The 17,969-nt window shown below is 55.7% G+C and carries 16 protein-coding genes and 1 pseudogene; 10 read left to right on the top strand and 7 right to left on the bottom strand.

Annotated features, from left to right (window positions below; translation table 11 throughout):
• Positions 1 to 84: 84 nt before the first annotated feature.
• On the top strand, positions 85 to 630 hold the full coding sequence (locus LB553_RS29380) for a flavin reductase (RefSeq protein ID WP_224518454.1): 546 nt from the start codon (positions 85 to 87) through the stop codon (positions 628 to 630).
• Positions 627 to 1,850: an acyl-CoA dehydrogenase family protein gene (locus tag LB553_RS29375; RefSeq protein WP_224518453.1), complete on the top strand. Its 1,224-nt coding sequence runs from the start codon at positions 627 to 629 to the stop codon at positions 1,848 to 1,850. The genes LB553_RS29380 and LB553_RS29375 overlap by 4 nt, the downstream gene beginning before the upstream one ends.
• A 479-nt stretch (positions 1,851 to 2,329) precedes the next feature.
• Here LB553_RS29375 and LB553_RS29370 read toward each other — a convergent pair whose 3' ends face one another.
• Entirely contained in the window at positions 2,330 to 3,319 is a 990-nt protein-coding gene (locus LB553_RS29370) for a LysR substrate-binding domain-containing protein (RefSeq protein ID WP_224518452.1), read from the bottom strand.
• A gap of 240 nt (positions 3,320 to 3,559) precedes the next feature.
• Here LB553_RS29370 and LB553_RS29365 point away from each other — a divergent pair, with 240 nt between their 5' ends.
• The 5 genes from LB553_RS29365 (at position 3,560) to LB553_RS29345 (ending at position 9,993) form a co-directional block, all read left to right on the top strand.
• Positions 3,560 to 5,092, top strand: a complete 1,533-nt coding sequence (locus tag LB553_RS29365; RefSeq protein ID WP_150828503.1) for a trimethylamine methyltransferase family protein — start codon at positions 3,560 to 3,562, stop codon at positions 5,090 to 5,092.
• 105 nt (positions 5,093 to 5,197) lie between these two features.
• Positions 5,198 to 5,935 (top strand): SDR family NAD(P)-dependent oxidoreductase, encoded by a 738-nt coding sequence (locus LB553_RS29360; RefSeq protein ID WP_224518451.1) that lies wholly within the window; start codon positions 5,198 to 5,200, stop codon positions 5,933 to 5,935.
• A 108-nt stretch (positions 5,936 to 6,043) separates the two neighbouring features.
• Positions 6,044 to 7,390, top strand: a complete 1,347-nt coding sequence (locus LB553_RS29355; protein ID WP_224518450.1) for an LLM class flavin-dependent oxidoreductase — start codon at positions 6,044 to 6,046, stop codon at positions 7,388 to 7,390.
• 79 nt (positions 7,391 to 7,469) lie between these two features.
• Positions 7,470 to 9,080 carry an ABC transporter substrate-binding protein gene (locus LB553_RS29350; RefSeq protein ID WP_224518449.1) on the top strand — a complete coding sequence of 537 codons (1,611 nt, stop codon included), beginning with the start codon at positions 7,470 to 7,472 and terminating at the stop codon, positions 9,078 to 9,080.
• 79 nt (positions 9,081 to 9,159) lie between these two features.
• Positions 9,160 to 9,993 (top strand): nitroreductase family protein, encoded by an 834-nt coding sequence (locus LB553_RS29345; RefSeq protein ID WP_224518448.1) that lies wholly within the window; start codon positions 9,160 to 9,162, stop codon positions 9,991 to 9,993.
• A gap of 135 nt (positions 9,994 to 10,128) precedes the next feature.
• On the opposite strand, the gene LB553_RS29340 is transcribed toward LB553_RS29345, so the two are convergent.
• Both LB553_RS29340 and LB553_RS29335 read right to left on the bottom strand, forming a co-directional pair.
• Entirely contained in the window at positions 10,129 to 10,368 is a 240-nt protein-coding gene (locus LB553_RS29340; protein ID WP_318011544.1) for a hypothetical protein, read from the bottom strand.
• A gap of 67 nt (positions 10,369 to 10,435) precedes the next feature.
• Positions 10,436 to 10,741, bottom strand: coding sequence for an ABC transporter ATP-binding protein (locus LB553_RS29335; protein WP_224518447.1), 306 nt, complete (start codon positions 10,739 to 10,741; stop codon positions 10,436 to 10,438).
• Positions 10,742 to 10,880: 139 nt separating this feature from the next.
• On the opposite strand from LB553_RS29335, the gene LB553_RS29330 reads away from it, so the two are divergent.
• The gene (locus LB553_RS29330) at positions 10,881 to 11,366 is read left to right on the top strand and encodes a hypothetical protein (RefSeq protein ID WP_224518446.1); all 486 of its coding nucleotides are present in this window, start codon (positions 10,881 to 10,883) and stop codon (positions 11,364 to 11,366) included.
• Between the two features lie 130 nt (positions 11,367 to 11,496).
• Here LB553_RS29330 and LB553_RS29325 read toward each other — a convergent pair whose 3' ends face one another.
• From LB553_RS29325 to LB553_RS29310, 4 genes and pseudogenes are all read right to left on the bottom strand, one after another.
• Positions 11,497 to 12,594, bottom strand: a complete 1,098-nt coding sequence (locus LB553_RS29325) for a proline racemase family protein (RefSeq protein WP_224518445.1) — start codon at positions 12,592 to 12,594, stop codon at positions 11,497 to 11,499.
• 221 nt (positions 12,595 to 12,815) lie between these two features.
• Positions 12,816 to 13,247: an aminotransferase class III-fold pyridoxal phosphate-dependent enzyme gene (locus LB553_RS29320; protein ID WP_318011543.1), complete on the bottom strand. Its 432-nt coding sequence runs from the start codon at positions 13,245 to 13,247 to the stop codon at positions 12,816 to 12,818.
• Between the two features lie 4 nt (positions 13,248 to 13,251).
• Positions 13,252 to 13,338, bottom strand: a pseudogene (locus tag LB553_RS29315) (formyltransferase family protein); the annotation flags it as partial.
• 414 nt (positions 13,339 to 13,752) lie between these two features.
• Complete coding sequence (locus LB553_RS29310) at positions 13,753 to 14,352, bottom strand: helix-turn-helix domain-containing protein (protein ID WP_224518444.1); 600 nt, start codon at positions 14,350 to 14,352, stop codon at positions 13,753 to 13,755.
• A gap of 605 nt (positions 14,353 to 14,957) precedes the next feature.
• Between LB553_RS29310 and LB553_RS29305 the strand changes: the two genes are divergently transcribed.
• Complete coding sequence (locus LB553_RS29305) at positions 14,958 to 17,405, top strand: GcvT family protein (protein WP_150828495.1); 2,448 nt, start codon at positions 14,958 to 14,960, stop codon at positions 17,403 to 17,405.
• Positions 17,406 to 17,717: 312 nt separating this feature from the next.
• The coding region (locus tag LB553_RS29300; protein WP_224518443.1) for an aldehyde dehydrogenase family protein at positions 17,718 to 17,969 on the top strand (252 nt) is incomplete at its 3' end.

Raw genomic sequence — 17,969 nt, 5'->3', positions numbered from 1 at the left:
GTGCGCAATGACAATGAGCATCGTGGGAACGAGTCGAAGCTGTCGTGTGGGTGAAGCTGCTTTGCTATCCAGAGGAAGAAACCAATGCAATATACTGCCAGTCCCGATCACAATTTGCCGAAAGTGAGGAGACGAGCGGATTCAGCAGCTCGTGCATCGACTTGGTTCAAGCATACGACGGCACGTCTGGCGGCGGGTGTTGCTGTAGTAGCATGTGTTGAATTTGGAATCCCCAATGGGATTTTCGTCAGTTCGTTGCCCCCCCTCTTGACCGATACGGCGAGTGGGCTGTTTTGCATCAGAAACGCCGCTTACAGTCCTGAAGCACTGTCCCGCTCGGATCATCGCAATATCGCGATAATTTCCGATGCGGATCAAATAGAGGCTGAGCGATTCTCGCGCGCCGAACGCTTTAGCGAGCGATTTGATCCTTCGACCTGGACCCGGGAATGCGGACAACTACCTGAAAATGCCCTGATCTCCATAATCGGGAGCATCGATAGCCGCGTCGATGCGGGAGCCAAGCATCCGACGCAGAGCCGCCGACCCACTGGTCTATTTCGACCGGCGTTATCATGCGTTGAAGATCTAGATCCCTTTAATTTCACAAAGCAGAAAGTAGCAGTATGACTGACATGTATGCGGACCCATTTCCATCGGACACATCCAGTCTTGACCGTAGCCTTGCCGAGCTACGCGAGAAGTTCAGCAAAACCGCCGCACACTATGATGCCACGGGCACGGTGCCGGCGGAAAACTTCGAAGCCTTGCGCGAAAAGGGATTGCTAGCCCTCACCATTCCGGTGGATCGGGGAGGAATGGGAGGCGAACTTGCGACCGCTGCAAAGGTGATCCGGGAAATCGCCCAGGGAGAACCGTCGACCGCTTTGATCCTGGCGATGCAATATATGAGTCTGTCCGGCATGGATGGCCTGGACAGGTGGCCCAAGCATATTCGTCTGATGTTGGAGCAGAGTGCGATAAGCCATGGAGCGTTGGCAAATGCTCTTCGTGTCGAACCGGAGTTAGGAACTCCGTCTCGTGGAGGATTGCCTGCAACGCTGGCGGAACGCACAGGCGATGGCTGGGTCATTACGGGCAGGAAGGTATTTTCGACCGGGAGTCATGTGCTGAATTATATGCTTGTGTGGGCAAGGACCGATGATGACCGACCGCTGGTGGGATATTTCTTGGTGCCCAGAGACGAACCGGGAGTGAGAATAGAGGAATCCTGGAATCACCTTGGAATGCGCGCGACCGCAAGTCACGATGTTGTCCTCGAGAAGGTCAAGATACCATTGGACCGCGCGGTAGACATCCGCCAACCTACCGATTGGCAAATAGCCAACGACCGTCAATCGGCATGGATGGCAGTTCTGCTTGGTGTCCTTTATGACGGTATCGCACAGTCAGCCCGTGACTGGTTCATCCATTTCGCGCAGACGCGAACGCCCTCCAATCTAGGTGCCGCATTGTCGACCCTACCACGGTTCCAGGATCTGGTCGGCCGGATCGATGCGCTTCTGTTGGCCAACCGTAGTCTTCTGAAAACCGTCTGTGAGTCGACAGATAACGGTACGCCCCCGCCGACGACAGACGCCCTTCTCATGAAATATCTTGTGACCAAGAACGCGATCGAGGCGGTGTCGACCGCGCTGGAGTCGATCGGGAATCCTGGGCTGACCCGGCATAATGAGCTTGAGCGACACTACCGCAATGTGTTGTGCAGTCGTGCCCATGCTCCTCAAAACGATTCGATATTGATTGCCGCGGGACGATCTGCATTCGAAGCAGCCGCGCAAAAGGTGAATGTGCCCAAGCCGCCTCGACTTTCCGGTTCACCCATCTGAGGCCGTCGTAGTGAACTTTTACAAACCCCCAGGTCGTCCTGACAAACTGATCGACCCATGCATTTTGCCTGTGTTTATGCTCTGTCGATGGGGCTGGTAAGTTGACCGATACCGTTGTTTGCAAGAAAACACGCGATGATATTCGTCCGGTAGTGTCGCGCTTTGCGGAAATTATTCGCCTGGAGGTATCGAATTCTGCTGGAAATGCGCCGTCACCCTCGGACCATTGGCGCTAAATAGAGGATGCGAACCAAGGTTGTTCATCTCTACGACGCATGGCCCGGCAATCAAACCATCTGAACAGGCAAGCGTCGCGCTCGAACCGGACATCCAAAACGCTCGTCGCAAACCCGGCTTCGTCAGACTGTTTCGATAAAGCGTGTCAATGACGTTTGGGCCGCTATGCCGACCAAAAGTTAGGTGTCGTGCCCTTGCGTATGATGCGTTATTCGCGCTGCGGTGAACGCCCATCTAACGTGTCATCTGGATTTTTCAGGTGGCACAGCAAACTCACTAAGCATCCAATTTCGCACGTCCTCAACGTGTCGAGCTTGACTTGGCTGTGATCGCGAAGCCACGATGTAGAACCCCTTTTCGGTCTTCACTTCCAGATCAATGGCTCGAACCAAGGTGCCTTTCTTGAGATGAACGCTCGAAAAGTTTTCCCAGCCCAGCGCAATTCCTTCGCCCATTATTGCCGCTTCGAGCAACGGCTGGTAGTCTGAAAACCGAAGTCGTTCCCTCGTATTATATCGCGTCAGGCCCAGGTGCTCGAACCACTCGCGCCATCCTATGCCGCGCGGATGCGCTTCTGCCAAGTGTAAGAGAGCACGGCTCGCCAGATCCTCCAGCGACGTGATTTTTCCATTTTTCTTCAAATATGATGGGCTGCAAACCGGAAAGACGATTTCTGGAAACAGGTACCACTTGTTGAGGCTGGACCAGTCGCCATGGCCAAGGCGTATGGAGATGTCTGCGCTCTCCTCGTCTGGATCGACTTCGTGATCAACGATCCTGAGGTTAAGATCGATGTCAGGATATCGTTGCCTCAGGCTGCTCAATCGGGGTAGCCATATTTCCGAGGCTTGGGCAGCCGAAAGACACAATGTCACCACGCGCTTGTTCGTTGAGCGCTTTATTTCGAGCAACGCGTTTTCGATCGCGCGAAATCCAAAATCCAGCGCCTTCGCCAAGATCAGGCCGCTTGGTGACAATTCCTTACGACCCCCACGACGAAGGAACAGTTCGACACCCAGCGCCTCCTCAAGTTTTTTGATTTGATAGGAAATTGAGGGTTGGGTGACATTCAATTCCGCAGCACCCGCCCTGAAGCTTTCACACCGCACCACCGCTTCGAAGGCGAAAAGCGCATTCGGCGAAGAGATCATGCGTCGTAATTTATTTTCCGCTCCAAGTTGGCGTGAAGGCGCTCGCGCGCCGGAGGTTCCCGATTGCCAATCATCGTCCATAGAACTCTCGCGCTCTGTAAAAAGACCCGTGTTTGCCAGGATCCTTCAACATCCCACTCCGAGATGTCGTCATCAATCCAATTTATCATCCTCGCAAATTTTTGCGAGAGGCGACGTCGCATAATTCCTTTCTTACAGGGCTGAAAGTTTTATAATTTTTGGAAGGTCCAACCAAGGTTCCAGGCTTGGGCCTCAGCGAATATTTTTATCTGCCAACTCGACCAGCTACAAGGGGTTTCGATGTCCAATGCCGTTGGCCGCCGCCAAGGAAGGGAAAAGCGCAAGACTGACAGAGCCGACAGGCGCGCCTCGCTTCGCTTGCCCCACGTTAAAAACGTTTTGCCATTTACGGAAGTTCTAGACGGCGAGAGCTTCACGCGCGTCCACAACGCAGCCATGACCATTCTCGAAGAGATTGGAATAGCTTTTCGTTGTGAGAAGGCCCTGGAAGACTGGAGGAGAGCTGGCGCAAAGGTGAAAGGCAGTCTCGTCTTTCCCGAGCGCGGCATGATCGATGAGCTAGTCGCGAAGGCGCCCAAGCAGTGGGAGTTCGCATCGCGCAATCCGGACCGGCGGGTGAGCTTCGGCGGTCGCGACACTCTCTTCAGCCCGGTGCAAGGCCCCCCCTACGTCCGTGACCTCGAAGGCGTGCGCCGCGAATCCACGCTCGAAGACGTCCACGCCTTCAATAAACTCGTTCAGAAGTCACCCTGTTATCAAATAGGGCCCGGCTTCATCGTAGAGGCGATGGACATTCCGGTGCCTCATCGGCACTTGGAATGGATAAGAAGCACGCTAGTCCATACCGATCTTCCCTTTTTTGGGGTTCCGAACAATCCGGAATACTCTCTCGACTGTTTGGAGATGACCCGGATCGTGCATGGGCGTGACTTGGTTGCCAACAACGCCGTATTGGTCAATCACATCAACTGCGTCTCGCCGCGTATGTGGGATGACGTTCTCCTGCAATGCGCGAGGCACTACGCCGATGCGGGACAGGTCTGCCTGATGTCTCCCTTCGTCCTCGCGCAGGCAAATGCTCCGGCCGATATCGCCGCGTCCATAGCCCAGCTGTCGGCCGAGGCGTTGGCGGGAATCGCCTATATGCAGATCTACAAGCCCGGTACGAAGTGTGTCTTCGGGCAGTATACGGCGTCTACCTCACTGAAATCGGGAGCCCCAATGGCGGGTGTGCCCGAGATTGCCCTCATTCAGTACGGAGTGGGACAAATGGCGCGCCACTATGGCCTGCCATGGAGGACCACGGCTGCGCAAGCCAGTTCGAAGGTTTTCGATGCGCAATCAGGTTATGAAAGCGCAATGGGAATGTATACGGGCATTACCGCTGGGGCCAATCTCATGCTGCACGCCGGTGGTTGGGACGAAAGTGGCCTGGTCACCTGTTATGCAAAGTTGATAGTCGAGGCTGAGCAATGTGTCCTGTATCACAGACTTGCTCAAGGCGTTTCCTTGGATCGACTAGATGCAGCCATGGAAGCGATCCGGCGTATCGAGCCGCAGGGCCATTACCTGGGGGATCCATTTACCATCGAAGTGTTCGAAGACAGTTTCCTGATGCCCGAACTGTTCGACTACGACACCTATCCGCAATGGAAAGCGAATGGTTCCAAAGATGCCGCCACGCGCGCTCGGGAAAAGGCCAAGGCAATTATAGCCGAATACGAGCCACCCCCGATGGACGAGGCAGTTCGAGAAGAACTCGACGCTTTCGTAGATCGTCGGAAAAGAGAAATCTCGCCTGAAATTTCATAGTTTGAGCGAGAAGTTTAGCGGCAAAGACTGAGTTTCTGCAAGCCTGACGGATGTGTAGGAAATGCTTGGGATTTTAAGCAAATCAACGTTGGGAAAGCTAGAGACATGAAGCGATTCGACGGAAAGGTGGCGCTGGTTACCGGCGGGCGCAGCGGCATTGGACAGGCCGTTGCGCGCAGGCTGCGGGACGAAGGCGCGCGCGTGCTTACGGCTCAGCGGGGAGTCGATCAGGAATTCGACTGGATCAAGGCGGACTTCACTGACCCGAACAGTGGCGCCAGAGTCGTCGCTGAAACAATAGACAAGGCCAACAGGCTGGATGTCCTGGTTAACAACGCCGGTGTCATGCAGGAAGTCCGTAGCGAAGAGATGTCTCTCGCGGAGTGGGAGCGTACCCTGACGGTGAATCTCACTACGCCTTTCATGCTCACGAAGGCGGCATTGCCGCATCTGCGGGCCGTAAAGGGAACCATTGTCAACATTGGATCCATCGAGGGATTGGCATCCAACCCGCAGCATGCGGCTTATTGTGCGTCGAAGGCGGGACTGCATGGGCTAACGCGCGCGATCGCGGTCGAATGCGGTGCGGAGGGGATCCGCTGCAATGCTGTTGCTCCCGGCTGGACGGACACTGATCTCAACGTGGCTTTCATCGCCAATATGCCAGATCCGGCGAATTTTCGTCGAGACGTCGCAAAGATCCATCCGGTCGGCCGTACCGGCACACCAGAGGAAGTGGCTGCACTTGTTTCCTGGCTTGCATCGGATGAGGCCTCCTTTGTCACTGGCCAGGTATGGGCAATCGATGGCGGACGCACGGCCAAGCTGAGCTTGCCGCAATGAAACGCGTTTTCGAATTTTTCAAAACTGCCGTGCGGGTGAGGATAACGCCGGGTTCGTTAAGCGGACATTTGACGCTTTCAAATGTCATGGGAAACATGGAAAAAAGACATGGCTAAAAGAGCGGACACGCTAAAGCTTGGAGCGTTCTTGATGCCTGCTGGTCATCATCTGGCGTCTTGGCGCGATCCAGAGGCCCAAGCTGATGCCGGAATGAATATCGGACATTACGTTGACGTCGCGCTAACAGCCCAACGTGGGCTGTTCGACATGATATTCCTTGGCGACAGGATTGGTTTTGTCGCGGAAGAACGAGAAATTCTGAAGAGAACAAATAGAAATATCGCACACTTCGAGCCCATTACACTTCTGGCCGCTCTATCTCAGGTCACTCAAACCATCGGTTTGGCCGCTACGCAAACCACCTCCTTTATGGAGCCATATAATCTCGCGCGTAAGTTCGCTTCTTTGGATCATGTGAGCAGGGGGCGGTCAGCGTGGAATATAGTCACATCTCACACCAGGGACGAATGTCTGCAGTTTGGTAGAGATGAACATTTTGAACACAGCTTCCGCTATGAACGAGCCCAGGAGTTTGTCGAAGTCGTCTGCGGCCTTTGGGACAGTTGGGAAGATGATGCATTTCCCATGGACAAGGAAGAAGGCACATATTTCCGACCTGAGAAGCTCCATGTGATCGAGCATCGAGGTCAGCATTTCAGCGTAAAAGGCCCGCTCAACGTCGCCAGACCACCGCAAGGCTGGCCCGTTCTTATTCAGGCCGGCACCTCAGGGCCCGGGAAAGAACTCTCGGCAAGGTTCGCCGATGTCGTATTTACCGCGGAGCAAGATATCAAGCCGGCAAAAGAGTTCTACTTTGACCTGAAGTCCCTTACCGCCAAATACGGGCGCGCTCCTTCGGACATTAAGATTATGCCTGGCGTTATGCCGGTCATCGGGCGCACCCGAGCCGAAGCCCAAGATAATTTCGGAAAGCTTCAGGACCTCATCCATCCCGACGTTGGGGTCAATCTGCTTTCACTGATGATGGAAACTGATATGTCGGTCTATCCGATTGATGAGCCATTCCCCGATGTCGACGTAACGGGTAAATGGAGCCGCGCAAAGATGATCCGGGATCTCGCACGACAGCGGGGTTACACCATAAGAGAAGCTTACAAAAACGTCGGAACAGCAAGGGGTCACCGGACTATTGTCGGTACGCCGGCAGATATTGTGGACGGGCTGGAAGAGTGGTTCGACGCTGAGGCTGCTGACGGGTTCAACATAATGCCTCCCGTTCTACCCGGCGGTTTAGAAGTTTTCGTTCAAACCGTTATTCCGGAGCTCCAGCGGCGAAATCTCTTCAGGACTGCGTATGAGGGGATCACGCTACGCGACAATCTCGGCGTGGCGCGTCCGCGCTTCGGTGCGAAGAATGGAGCGCACAAAATCTGATCGCCGTATCCAAGCTGTCGATCGGCGGTGATCCGGCGTTGGAACGGATTTTTGCTAAAACAACAACAGGGAGGTTTCGATGTCAGAACAGATCAGCAACTGGACCACCGCACACGAGAAGAATGTGGAAGACGCCATCCGTCGTGGCGCAACCCGCCGTGAATTATTGAACATGTTGATGTTCGGTGGCCTGGCAACCGTGGCTGGAATTGGTCTTCTTGATAATGCCACGTCAGCGGTAGCTGCCACTCCCAAGCGTGGCGGCTCAATCAAGGTGGCCGCCTGGAATTCCTCGACGGCCGAAACGCTCGACCCCGCCAAGGCCTCGTTACCAATCGACCATATGCGTTGTGCCTCCGTTTACAACCGTCTCACCTTCCTCGGCGAAGACGGGGAAACAAGTATGGAGTTGGCTGAAAGCATCGACACGAGGGACGCTAAGGTATGGACCGTAAAACTGCGCAAAGGCATCACATTCCATGACGGAAAGTCCCTTACATCCGCGGATGTGATCTTCTCGCTGAAGCGGCACCTCGATCCAGCGGTCGGCTCTATTGTCAACACCATCGCGAAGCAGATGACCGGCTTCAACGCCGTTGACGACCACACGGTAGAAATTACGCTCGCCACACCGAACGCCGACTTGCCGACGATCCTGGCGATCAATCAATTCCAGATCGTCGCCGACGGAACCACCGATTTCTCCAAGGGCAACGGGAGTGGTCCCTTCATCAGCAAAGTTTTCGAGCCAGGTGTCCGCTCTGTCGCGGAACGGAACCCGAATTACTGGAAGCCGGATCTGCCCTATCTCGACTCCTTCGAATTGATTGCGATCAGCGATGACACCGCGCGCGTCAACGCGCTGCTTTCGGGTGATGTCCAACTGGCCGGTAGGCTCAATCCGCGCTCCCTCCCGTTGCTTGACAACCAGCCCAATGTCAAAATCGTAAAATGGCTCCCAGGCAACTATACCGATCTCAATAGCCGGCTAGACATGGACCCAGGCAACAGGGCCGGTTTCGCGACGGGCATCAAATACCTTTTCAATCGGGAACTAATACAAAAATCGGTCTTGCGCGGATTGGCCGAAATAGCCAATGACCAACCGATCGGACCGACGAACGTCTATCACAATAAAGACCTCAAGCCGAAACCCTACGATCCGGATAAGGCCAAGTTCCATTTCAAGACGGCGGGTGTTCTCGGCACACCCATTCCGATCATCACGTCGGAAGCGGCGGTTTCCGCGATCGACTTTGCCACCGTGCTGCAACAAGCCGGCGACGAGATCGGAATGAAATTCGACGTTAAGCGCGTTCCGTCAGACGGCTATTGGTCCAACTACTGGCTGAAGGCACCTGTCCATTTCGGCAATCTCCAGACGCGGCCGACTCCGGATATCATCTTTTCGTTGCTTTACACCTCGGACGCCCCCTGGAACGAGAGCCACTATCACTCGGAAAAATTCGACAAGATGCTTCTTGAGGCCCGCGGCATGCTGGACCGAAACAAGCGCAAAGAAATCTATGACGAAATGCAGGTCATGATCTCCGAGGAGGCCGGGACAGCAATTCCGGTATTCATGTCCAACATAGACGCGATGTCTTCGAAGTTGCAGGGCCTAAAAGCAAATCCGCTCGGCGGGTTGATGGGCTTTGCTTTCGCCGAATATGTCTGGCTGGAGGGCTGAGGGAAAGGCTTTGGCTTGATACGATGCCGTTGCTGCCTGCAAAAAAAGCCGGCAACGCGTATACATTCGGAGGCTAAATATGGGCGACAGGCTCACGGAACTCCTGGCCCTTAGGTTCGGATGCGAGCAGGCAAGCTTCGCGTCCGTGTCGCCGCCCGCGGCCGACATTCTGGCAGTCTTGGCTGGCCACCGCGTACATCGTGGCTTCCACGGACGGCCGGTCCCCGACGATCTCGTCAGGACACTGGTGGCGTCGGCGCTTTCGGCGCCGTCGAAAAGCGATCTCCAGCAGCGCGACATTGTCATCGTCGACCGCGCCATCCAGCAAAAGATCGCCGACCGCGTTCCACAGTCTCCGTGGGTGCGCGATGCGCCGCGATGTGTTGTCTTCTGCGCAAACGGGCGACGCCTTTTTAGCCTGTTCGAGCAACGAAATTGGCTTTTTCCAAACGACCATTTCGATCTGTTTTTCAATTCTATCGGCGATGCGGCGATCACGCTTGCATGGTTCATCGTCGCCACGGAAGCCGTCGGTCTCGCGGGATGCCCTCTGAGCGAGATCCGCAATTTTCCGGAAAAGGTGTCGGAATGGCTTTGCCTTCCCGACAAGGTGATACCTTTTGCAGCCTATTGCTTTGGGTGGAGCAAGGACGATACGCCCCTGACCCCCCGACTTCCCCTGGAAATGACGGTCCATGCCGGACGTTTCGACGATGCAAAGGCGATAATCTCGATCGACGGTTATGATCGCTGCAGAGCGCGTCTGCAGCCCTCAATCGAGCAGCGCGCTGTCGACCGTTGGGGCGCGTCGCCGATTTATGGTTGGTCGGAAGACAAAGCCCGTCAGTATTCCGTCGAGCAGCGCGCTGGTTTTGGTGCCTTCGTTCGAAGCAAAGGGTTCAGCACGGAATAGCCGTGCTGTCTTGGGTATCACGCCATGGGCTTAAACGAACCCACTCGTTGGACAGCAACCCGTAAACCGCGTCCTACGAAGGCGCTTGAATCAGGAGGTAAGCTCAGGCGCCAGCGACATCTGTAGGGCCTAGTTCTAAGCTTTCGGATGAGGCTCGCCAGCAGGCGATTCTGTGCCCGTTGCCGGACTGTCTAGTAGGCGGTTGCGCCTTTCCACAATCGGGCAGTGCGACTGGACAGCGGCCGGCAAACGAGCAACCCGACATCTCTGGTGTGATGGCCAGATCAAGTTGGGCCGGCGCTTTCGCCGTGGTGGTGTCGTCCAACGAGCCGACAGAAGAAGCTTGGTATACGGATGATTGGGCCCGCGAAAAATCTGCTCGGACGAACCGGCCTCGACCAGTCTCCCGCGGTAGAGTAAGTACGCCGATCCTGTCAGCCATCTAGCGGACCACTCTCAGATCGTGGCTGACGAACAGATAGGTCGTATCATTGTCGCGCTGCAGGTCGTTGAGCAGGTTGAGCACGGTTGCCTGCACGGAAACATCGAGCGCCGACGTTGGCTCGTCCAGCACGACAATCTTGGGTGCGCCGGCAAATGCGCGCGCAATGGATGCTCGCTGCCGCTGGCCGCCAGATAGCGAACGCGGCTTCTGCTCGGCGGTGGCGTTATCAAGCCGAACCGAGGCAAGAAGGTCGCCGACGCGCCGCCTCACCTCATTGCGGCCGAGGCCGCACAGCCTGCGCAACGGGCGTCCCAGAATCCTGCCAATCCGCTGGCGCGGATTAAGCGTGCGGTCCGGCGACTAGATTTATGCATTCCACATTGGCCGGGGATACGGTCCACACGCTCATTATGACTTCTGGCCCGCAAGGCGAGAAGTCATTATGAAAACAAACGATCACCGCGAGGTTCTCGACGCCATCAATGATCGTGGAGTTAAAAGGTTGGCAGTGCCGAACAGAGCAATGCGTCACGTTGTTCATCGTCCGAAGGAGGAGGATGCTGCGTTCGACCGCATTGCATCAGCGTTCCTCTATTATTCCGCCGGGCGCGTCGACAATGCCGATGTCCTGATCTCCGGATTGGATAAGCGCACAGAATTCAATCCGACGAAAACGCTTCGGCCAATCTCCGAATTGAAGTTAAATCGGATCTCGTTCTTGACAGGGCGTCCGATCAAGGAGGCGGAAGACACATTCCTGCACTGGATAACGGAACGTGACGGAGACGTCACGGACCAGGACCGGGCGATGGCGAAAGATAGACGCGCTATATTGAGGGTCAATGATCTGGTACAGGAAAGCTACCGCAGGGTCAGTGCCCAAGAAGCACTCAAGCGGCTGGCTTCCGCTGGCTTTGATCAAGCGTAGCCCGCGACCACGGCCCTTGAATGTTGACTCAGCCCGGCTCGAATTTTCAATCCGCAAATGTAGTGGCAACACGCCGGAAGTACTTGTCTAAAGATCCGCTAAATGGTCGAGGCAGACTGCTTTTACTCCTCTAGCTCAAGCGCCAGGTTTCGCCAGATTGCTCGCCTTTGAAGTGCTCGAGAAGTACTTTTTTCAAGCCGTCCTTTGGGGTCAGAGGGTCATCGAAATCGACCACAAGCCGAGATTGTGCGGTGGCCCAGCCAGACCCTTCGATCTGAACGCGCACCGCATCAAGCCCATGATAGGATATTTCTTCGCTTAAAGTGGCTTTCAGGGATGTTCCAAAAATCGATGTGGTCTTGAGCGTTTCTCCCGGCGCCAGCTTTGTCCGATCGTAAAGCTGAACCAGCATCGCCGTGGTCGGTACGCCAGCGGGGGATCGAACGACGCTGTCGCCAGGGAAAACATAGTTGCAGCCGCGGCACTCGAAAGTCGCTTCCGTACCCTTTTCAGGCTCTCCTACAAATTGGACAAATGACAAAGGGCCTTCATCCCCGAAAACCGGATGAACCACTTTTACCTTCCGGCGCGCTTCCGCGAGAAACGCTTTCGCAAACCTGACGAGCGCCTCCTCCTCATCTCTAACCAGCTTGAAGCCGAAATCGGAGGCTTTGACGAGCGGGTAGAATGCCCCGGTCCACGCTATATCGAATTGAACAGTTCCAATGCCGGGCACGTCCACCGACTGATTCCTGGTGTGGAGAAACGATGGTGTGTCCGACTGGTAACGGATGCCCAGTACTTTGCCCTTTGCGGTCACTCTAACCAACCCGGCAGGCGCTTCGAGGGCGATCTCGGTCGGCCCATCCTTCATCGGTATGCAGCCAGCTTCCAGGAGCGCAATGGCCGCACTCATTGTATTGGTGCCGGACATGTACGGGTAGCCCATCATCTCCATGATCACGTATCCTGCAGCAGCTCCCGCAATCGACGGAGGCACGATGATGTCCGCATAGAGTGAGGGATGTCCGCCTCTCGGTTCATGAAGAAGCAGCTTGCGCAGACCGTCCGCTTCGTCCCGCAGATACTCCATCTTTTCGCGCACCGTAAAACCGGGAATGCTTCCGACGCCGCCGAGCACGATACGGTGGACGTCGCCGCCGACGTGAACATCGACCACATCAATGAAGCCGCGATTGACCTCGGCACCCACGCGAACTTTATCCAACGGGCTTCTCCTTATCCGAACGCTATTTGAGCGGTCGCCGCCTACAATATGGTTACTTATTGTCCTTGGAAAATAAGAGCAAATGCCTCTGATATTAGGCGGACCATTGGTCAATTATTGCAAATAAGGCGCTTTCAATCTGATTAATCATTTTTAGTGCTCTGTCGCCCAACGTCAGCATAGTGATGCGGGTACTTGAACACAGACCGGATCGAGCCAAATTAGGAAAGTACGTGAGTGAGCGCGCCATCCATGGTCGATGTGATCCGGTCGATATCATCGGCTGATGCAACAAGGGCAGGGGATAGGCATAGCGTATTGTTCAGGCCGTAGAGCGAGCGATTGGTAGCGCCGATGATCACGCCCCGGGCGAGGCATTGGGCAACGACGGCCTGGACAGTTTTCTCGTCAAGGGGCTCCTTGGTGACGCGGTCTGCGACGAGTTCCGCGCCCAGAAAGAGACCTTTGCCTCTTACGTCGCCGATCACCGCGTGCTTGTCCATCAGCGACCGCAGATTGGACAGGCAGCGCTCCACCATTGCGACGGCATTTTCCAGAAGATGTTCATCCTCGATGATGCGCATGTTTTCCAAGGCCGCGACCGGGCCGGATGTGCAGCCCCCAAACGTCGAGATGTCCCGGAAATAGCTCATGACTGCCGCGCTCGCAGGCCTGCTTGTTAGGATTCGCGCCCTTGAAGGAAGGCAGGAACGCGTGGTGGATGTTGGTGATGCGGCCCGACAAGATCGCGGCGGCGATTCCGCGGGCCGATTTGCACGAAAACGGTCAGGACGAGATTGGCGGTAGTCACAAGTCGCTCCGAATGCGTAAACAAGCGTGGGGCCATGGCGGACGTTTGTCCGGGCGGACGAACTCCACGGCAGTCTTTGCTCCCGCCCCGGCAAATCTGGGGGATTTTATGCGACACAGTTGTTGCCAAGATTTACCCACCGTGAAAATAATGCAATAAAATTTCACATAAAAAAGTTTTTCATTCTTCTCGGCGGTGGAATTTGTCGGCAACGGCTCCGCGTCGGCCCAGGAGTCGACTTCGACAGCGAGATCATTCCACTAAGCGCAGGCTTGCAATCACCCGATGAGGGGCCAATTTTTCAAAGCGATATGGACGAGACGAGATCGGAGGAAGCCGGATAATATTCAATAATGTGGAGGGGTTATGACCCACACCACCTTGGCAGGCTCTTGGCCGGAATTCGCGCAGCGATGGACTTCCGTACTCTTGAACGAGAAGCTGTCGCCCGTGTGCAAGACGAAATGTTGACCAGACACCCAAAGATCTAACGTGCCGCTTATGACCAAGCCTGCCTCAACCCCGTCGTGACTGTAGTCGCCACTGTCTGCGCCGGGTTCGACAGTGCTCATCAGCATTTCGAGCGGGCCACTTAGATTGGGCAAAAGCAGCTCTTCCTGAATGCCAAGCTGTGTGAATGTGAGCTTACGCCTCTGGTCTGCTCGGACGACGATATCCTTCTCGCCACCTCGAACATCTGGCGCGTGAAAAAACCAGTTGATTTGGACACCCAGGGTGGTGCTGATTCTCTTCAAGGTGCCTATCGGCAGCTTGGATTGGTTGCGCTCAATTTGGCTGAGATGGCCTATTGATATTCCAGCGGCGCCTGCAACTTCTTGAAGTGTCATTCCTTTCGCTTTACGCAATTCCCGGATTTGCGACCCGACATCGTCGGTGGAAAGATCCTCTTTCGATCCATTGGATTGGTGCAAGGCGCGGGTCGGCATATTCAGTCCTTTCAATCAGTGGCACGATTACCCTTGTGAGCCGCTGGAGACAATGTTCCTCGCTCCCTCCTTTGCTCCGTCAAGCCGACAGTGTTTTAACAATGTCGTCGTCATGAAAAATCGGCCAAAATTTTCACCATTGCAAAAATGCTTTCATGGTCGTAAAGGATCGATGCTGCATTTGTTGGGAATTACGCCGTAGGTTCCGGCATTGCCGGATTGGATGTCCCGGTATGAAGGTTCCGGCCCTGCTCGTCGACTCCAAGGTGAAGGTCCCCGCCTGGTCGCAAACCGGGCGTCAAGGCCGAGACGGTCGCCGAGCTGTTTCCAAAGCTCACGACCCCAGGTCGGCGTGTTGTGAGGCGAGAAAGGCGGGACATAATAATGGCCGTTCATGCGGCAATGCGATCCAGACGGTTCAGCCAACTTAGGGCAAGAGGGCCGTCCCGGTGCTTACAGCTTCGTTCTCCCTAGGCTCCCAAAGGCCCAACTGCTGCCGTTGAATCGATTTCAACGGCAGCTCTTTTTCCAATCCCCGGTCTTCGTATACGACGCTTTGTCGTGGCCGGACCGCCCGTACTTAGGTCTAGAATTCGGAAATAGAAATGACCAACATTCCCACCAAGGCTCGTGTCGTCATTATCGGCGGCGGCATTTCCGGCTGCTCTGTGGCCTATCATCTCGCCAAGCTGGGATGGAAGGACATCGTGCTACTCGAGCGCAAGCAGCTGACCTCTGGAACGACATGGCACGCCGCTGGACTAATCGGCCAGTTGCGGGCCTCGCAGAACATGACGCGACTGGCGAAATATTCGGCCGACCTCTATGTCAAGCTGGAAGCGGAGACCGGCATTGCCACCGGGATGCGCCAAAACGGTTCGATCACTGTGGCGCTGACGGAAGAGCGCAAGGGAGAGATTTACCGTCAGGCCAGCCTGGCCCGTGCCTTTGACATCGATGTTCACGAAATCTCTCCGCAGGAGGTCAAGAACCTCTATCCTCATCTCAATGTCTCCGATGTGCTCGGAGCAGTGCACCTGCCTCTCGACGGTCAGTGCGACCCGGCGAATATCGCAATGGCGTTGGCCAAAGGCGCACGCCAGCTTGGCGCCAAGGCGATCGAGAACGTCAAGGTTACCGCGGTGCACGACCGTGACGGCCGTGTCACCGGCGTTTCCTGGATGCAGGGCGACGAACAGGGCACGATCGAGACCGATCATGTTGTCAACTGCGGCGGCATGTGGGGACGGGATCTTGCCAGCCGTTCCGGGGTCACGCTGCCGCTGCATGCCTGCGAGCACTTCTACATCGTCACCGAGGCAATTCCTGACCTTGCCCGCCTGCCTGTGCTGCGCGTTCCAGATGAATGCGCGTACTACAAGGAAGATGCGGGCAAGATGCTGCTCGGCGCCTTCGAACCGAAGGCCAAGCCATGGGGCATGGATGGCATACGCGAGGATTTTTGCTTCGACCAGCTGCCTGAGGATTTCGAGCATTTCGAGCCGATCCTGGAGAAGGCGGTCAACCGCATGCCAATGCTGGAAACAGCGGGTATCCACACCTTCTTCAACGGTCCCGAAAGCTTCACGCCCGATGACCGCTACTATCTTGGCGAAGCGCCGGAGTTGAAGGGCTACTGGGTCGCCGCCGGCTACAATTCCATCGGCATCGTCTCCTCAGGCGGAGCGGGTATGGCGCTGGCGCAGTGGATGAACGACGGCGAGCCGCCGTTCGACCTGTGGGAGGTCGATATCCGTCGCGCCCAACCGTTCCAGAAGAACCGTCGCTATCTCAAGGAGCGCGTCTCGGAAACGCTCGGCCTGCTTTACGCCGACCATTTTCCCTATCGGCAGATGGCAACGTCGCGCGGCGTGCGCCGCTCGCCCCTGCATGAGCACCTGAAGGCTCGCGGCGCTGTGTTTGGCGAAGTCGCTGGCTGGGAACGCGCCAACTGGTTCGCCAAGGAAGGCCAGGAGCGCGAATACCGCTACAGCTGGAAACGGCAGAACTGGTTCGAGAATCAGAAAGAAGAACATCTGGCGATCCGCAATGACGTCGGCCTGTTCGATATGACGTCTTTTGGAAAGATACGCATCGAGGGCAGCGACGCGCTGGCCTTCTTGCAACGCGTTTGCGCCAATCAGATGGATGTCGCTCCTGGCAAGATAGTATATACACAAATGCTGAATGAACGGGGCGGCATCGAGAGCGATCTGACCATCACCCGCTTGTCGGACACAGCCTTCTTTGCCGTCGTCCCCGGCGCTACCTTGCAGCGCGATCTCGCTTGGATGCGCAAACAGATCAAGAGCGAAGAGTTTGCCGTCATCACAGACATAACGGCCGCCGAATCCGTTCTGGTTCTGATGGGACCGAAGGCCCGTGCTGTCATCAGCCGCGTCAGTCCGAATGATTTCTCCAACGAAGCTTTCCCGTTCGGCACCGCGCAAGAAATCGAAATCGGCATGGGTCTCGCGCGTGCGCATCGCGTAACCTATGTCGGTGAACTAGGCTGGGAGCTTTATGTCTCCAGCGACCAGACAGCACATGTCTTCGAGGCAATCGAAGAAGCTGGCCAGGAGTTCGGCTTGAAGCTCTGCGGTCTTCACACGCTCGACAGTTGCCGTATCGAAAAAGGCTTCCGGCATTTCGGCCATGACATAACTGATGAGGATCATGTTCTGGAAGCTGGACTTGGATTTGCCGTCAAGGTGAATAAGGGTAATTTTATCGGGCGCGATGCAGTGTTGCGGGTAAAACAGGAGGGGCTGAAGCGCCGAATGCTCCAGTTCCGATTGAAGGACCCCACGCCTCTGCTCTTCCATAACGAGGCGTTGGTCCGCGACGGCAAAATCGTCTCGATCATTACTTCCGGCAACTACGGCCACTATCTTGGTGGCGCGATTGGCATGGGATACGTGCCCTGCGAAGGTGAAAGCGAGGACCAAGTTCTCGCGTCGGACTACGAAATCGAGATCGCTGGCGTTCGATACGAAGCCGAGGCATCGCTTCGCCCCATGTACGATCCGAAGGCAGAGCGAACGAAGATATAGACCCAGCAGTGCTACTATTTGGCAGAGGAGGGCGTGCAAGCTAGGAACGCTCTACTCTGCTCTCCAAGTTATACTTCCTTCGTCTCGGCTAGGATCCAATCTACCAGCGGGCTTGAACTCATCGAGCTTAGAACTTCGTTTGTAAGCGACAAAGAGGGGCGGTTATTTGTCCGAACAAGTGCGACAACTCAAAAAAATTGAAACCAAACGCATCGATGGCCGCTGCAATCAGATCTGCCAGACGTCCGAGCTGAATATGGATGAAGTTGTGGTCATGGCGTCATCACTCGTCAGATTTTGGAGATGATCTTCATGAGAAGCCAGTTGTATATCGACGGGAAATGGACCGATCCCGTGCAAGGTCGGATGTTTGATGTCATCAACCCCGCGACTGAAGACATCATCCAGCAAGTCGGCGCGGGTGCGGTGGAGGATGTCGACGCCGCAGTTTCGGCGGCTCGCCGGGCCTTCGATACGGGCGAGTGGCCTAGACGTCATGTTCCGAGGCGGAGATCGGTGGCCCGCCCTTTCGTGCGATTAAAAGACGAGGGTTGCTCGGATGGG

It is taken from the genome of Mesorhizobium sp. CA8 (assembly GCF_020164955.1).
Taxonomy (GTDB): Bacteria; Pseudomonadota; Alphaproteobacteria; order Rhizobiales; family Rhizobiaceae; genus Mesorhizobium.
Note: the sequence above shows the minus strand (reverse complement) of the source record. Positions and strands in the feature narration are given on the sequence as shown.

Coding starts and splice junctions, on each gene's coding strand:
- LB553_RS29380 (WP_224518454.1), top strand. CDS start 85: ATGCAATATACTGCCAGTCCCGATCACAATTTGCCGAAAGTGAGGAGA.
- LB553_RS29375 (WP_224518453.1), top strand. CDS start 627: ATGACTGACATGTATGCGGACCCATTTCCATCGGACACATCCAGTCTT.
- LB553_RS29370 (WP_224518452.1), bottom strand. CDS start 3,319: ATGGACGATGATTGGCAATCGGGAACCTCCGGCGCGCGAGCGCCTTCA.
- LB553_RS29365 (WP_150828503.1), top strand. CDS start 3,560: ATGTCCAATGCCGTTGGCCGCCGCCAAGGAAGGGAAAAGCGCAAGACT.
- LB553_RS29360 (WP_224518451.1), top strand. CDS start 5,198: ATGAAGCGATTCGACGGAAAGGTGGCGCTGGTTACCGGCGGGCGCAGC.
- LB553_RS29355 (WP_224518450.1), top strand. CDS start 6,044: ATGGCTAAAAGAGCGGACACGCTAAAGCTTGGAGCGTTCTTGATGCCT.
- LB553_RS29350 (WP_224518449.1), top strand. CDS start 7,470: ATGTCAGAACAGATCAGCAACTGGACCACCGCACACGAGAAGAATGTG.
- LB553_RS29345 (WP_224518448.1), top strand. CDS start 9,160: ATGGGCGACAGGCTCACGGAACTCCTGGCCCTTAGGTTCGGATGCGAG.
- LB553_RS29330 (WP_224518446.1), top strand. CDS start 10,881: ATGAAAACAAACGATCACCGCGAGGTTCTCGACGCCATCAATGATCGT.
- LB553_RS29320 (WP_318011543.1), bottom strand. CDS start 13,247: ATGAGCTATTTCCGGGACATCTCGACGTTTGGGGGCTGCACATCCGGC.
- LB553_RS29310 (WP_224518444.1), bottom strand. CDS start 14,352: ATGCCGACCCGCGCCTTGCACCAATCCAATGGATCGAAAGAGGATCTT.
- LB553_RS29305 (WP_150828495.1), top strand. CDS start 14,958: ATGACCAACATTCCCACCAAGGCTCGTGTCGTCATTATCGGCGGCGGC.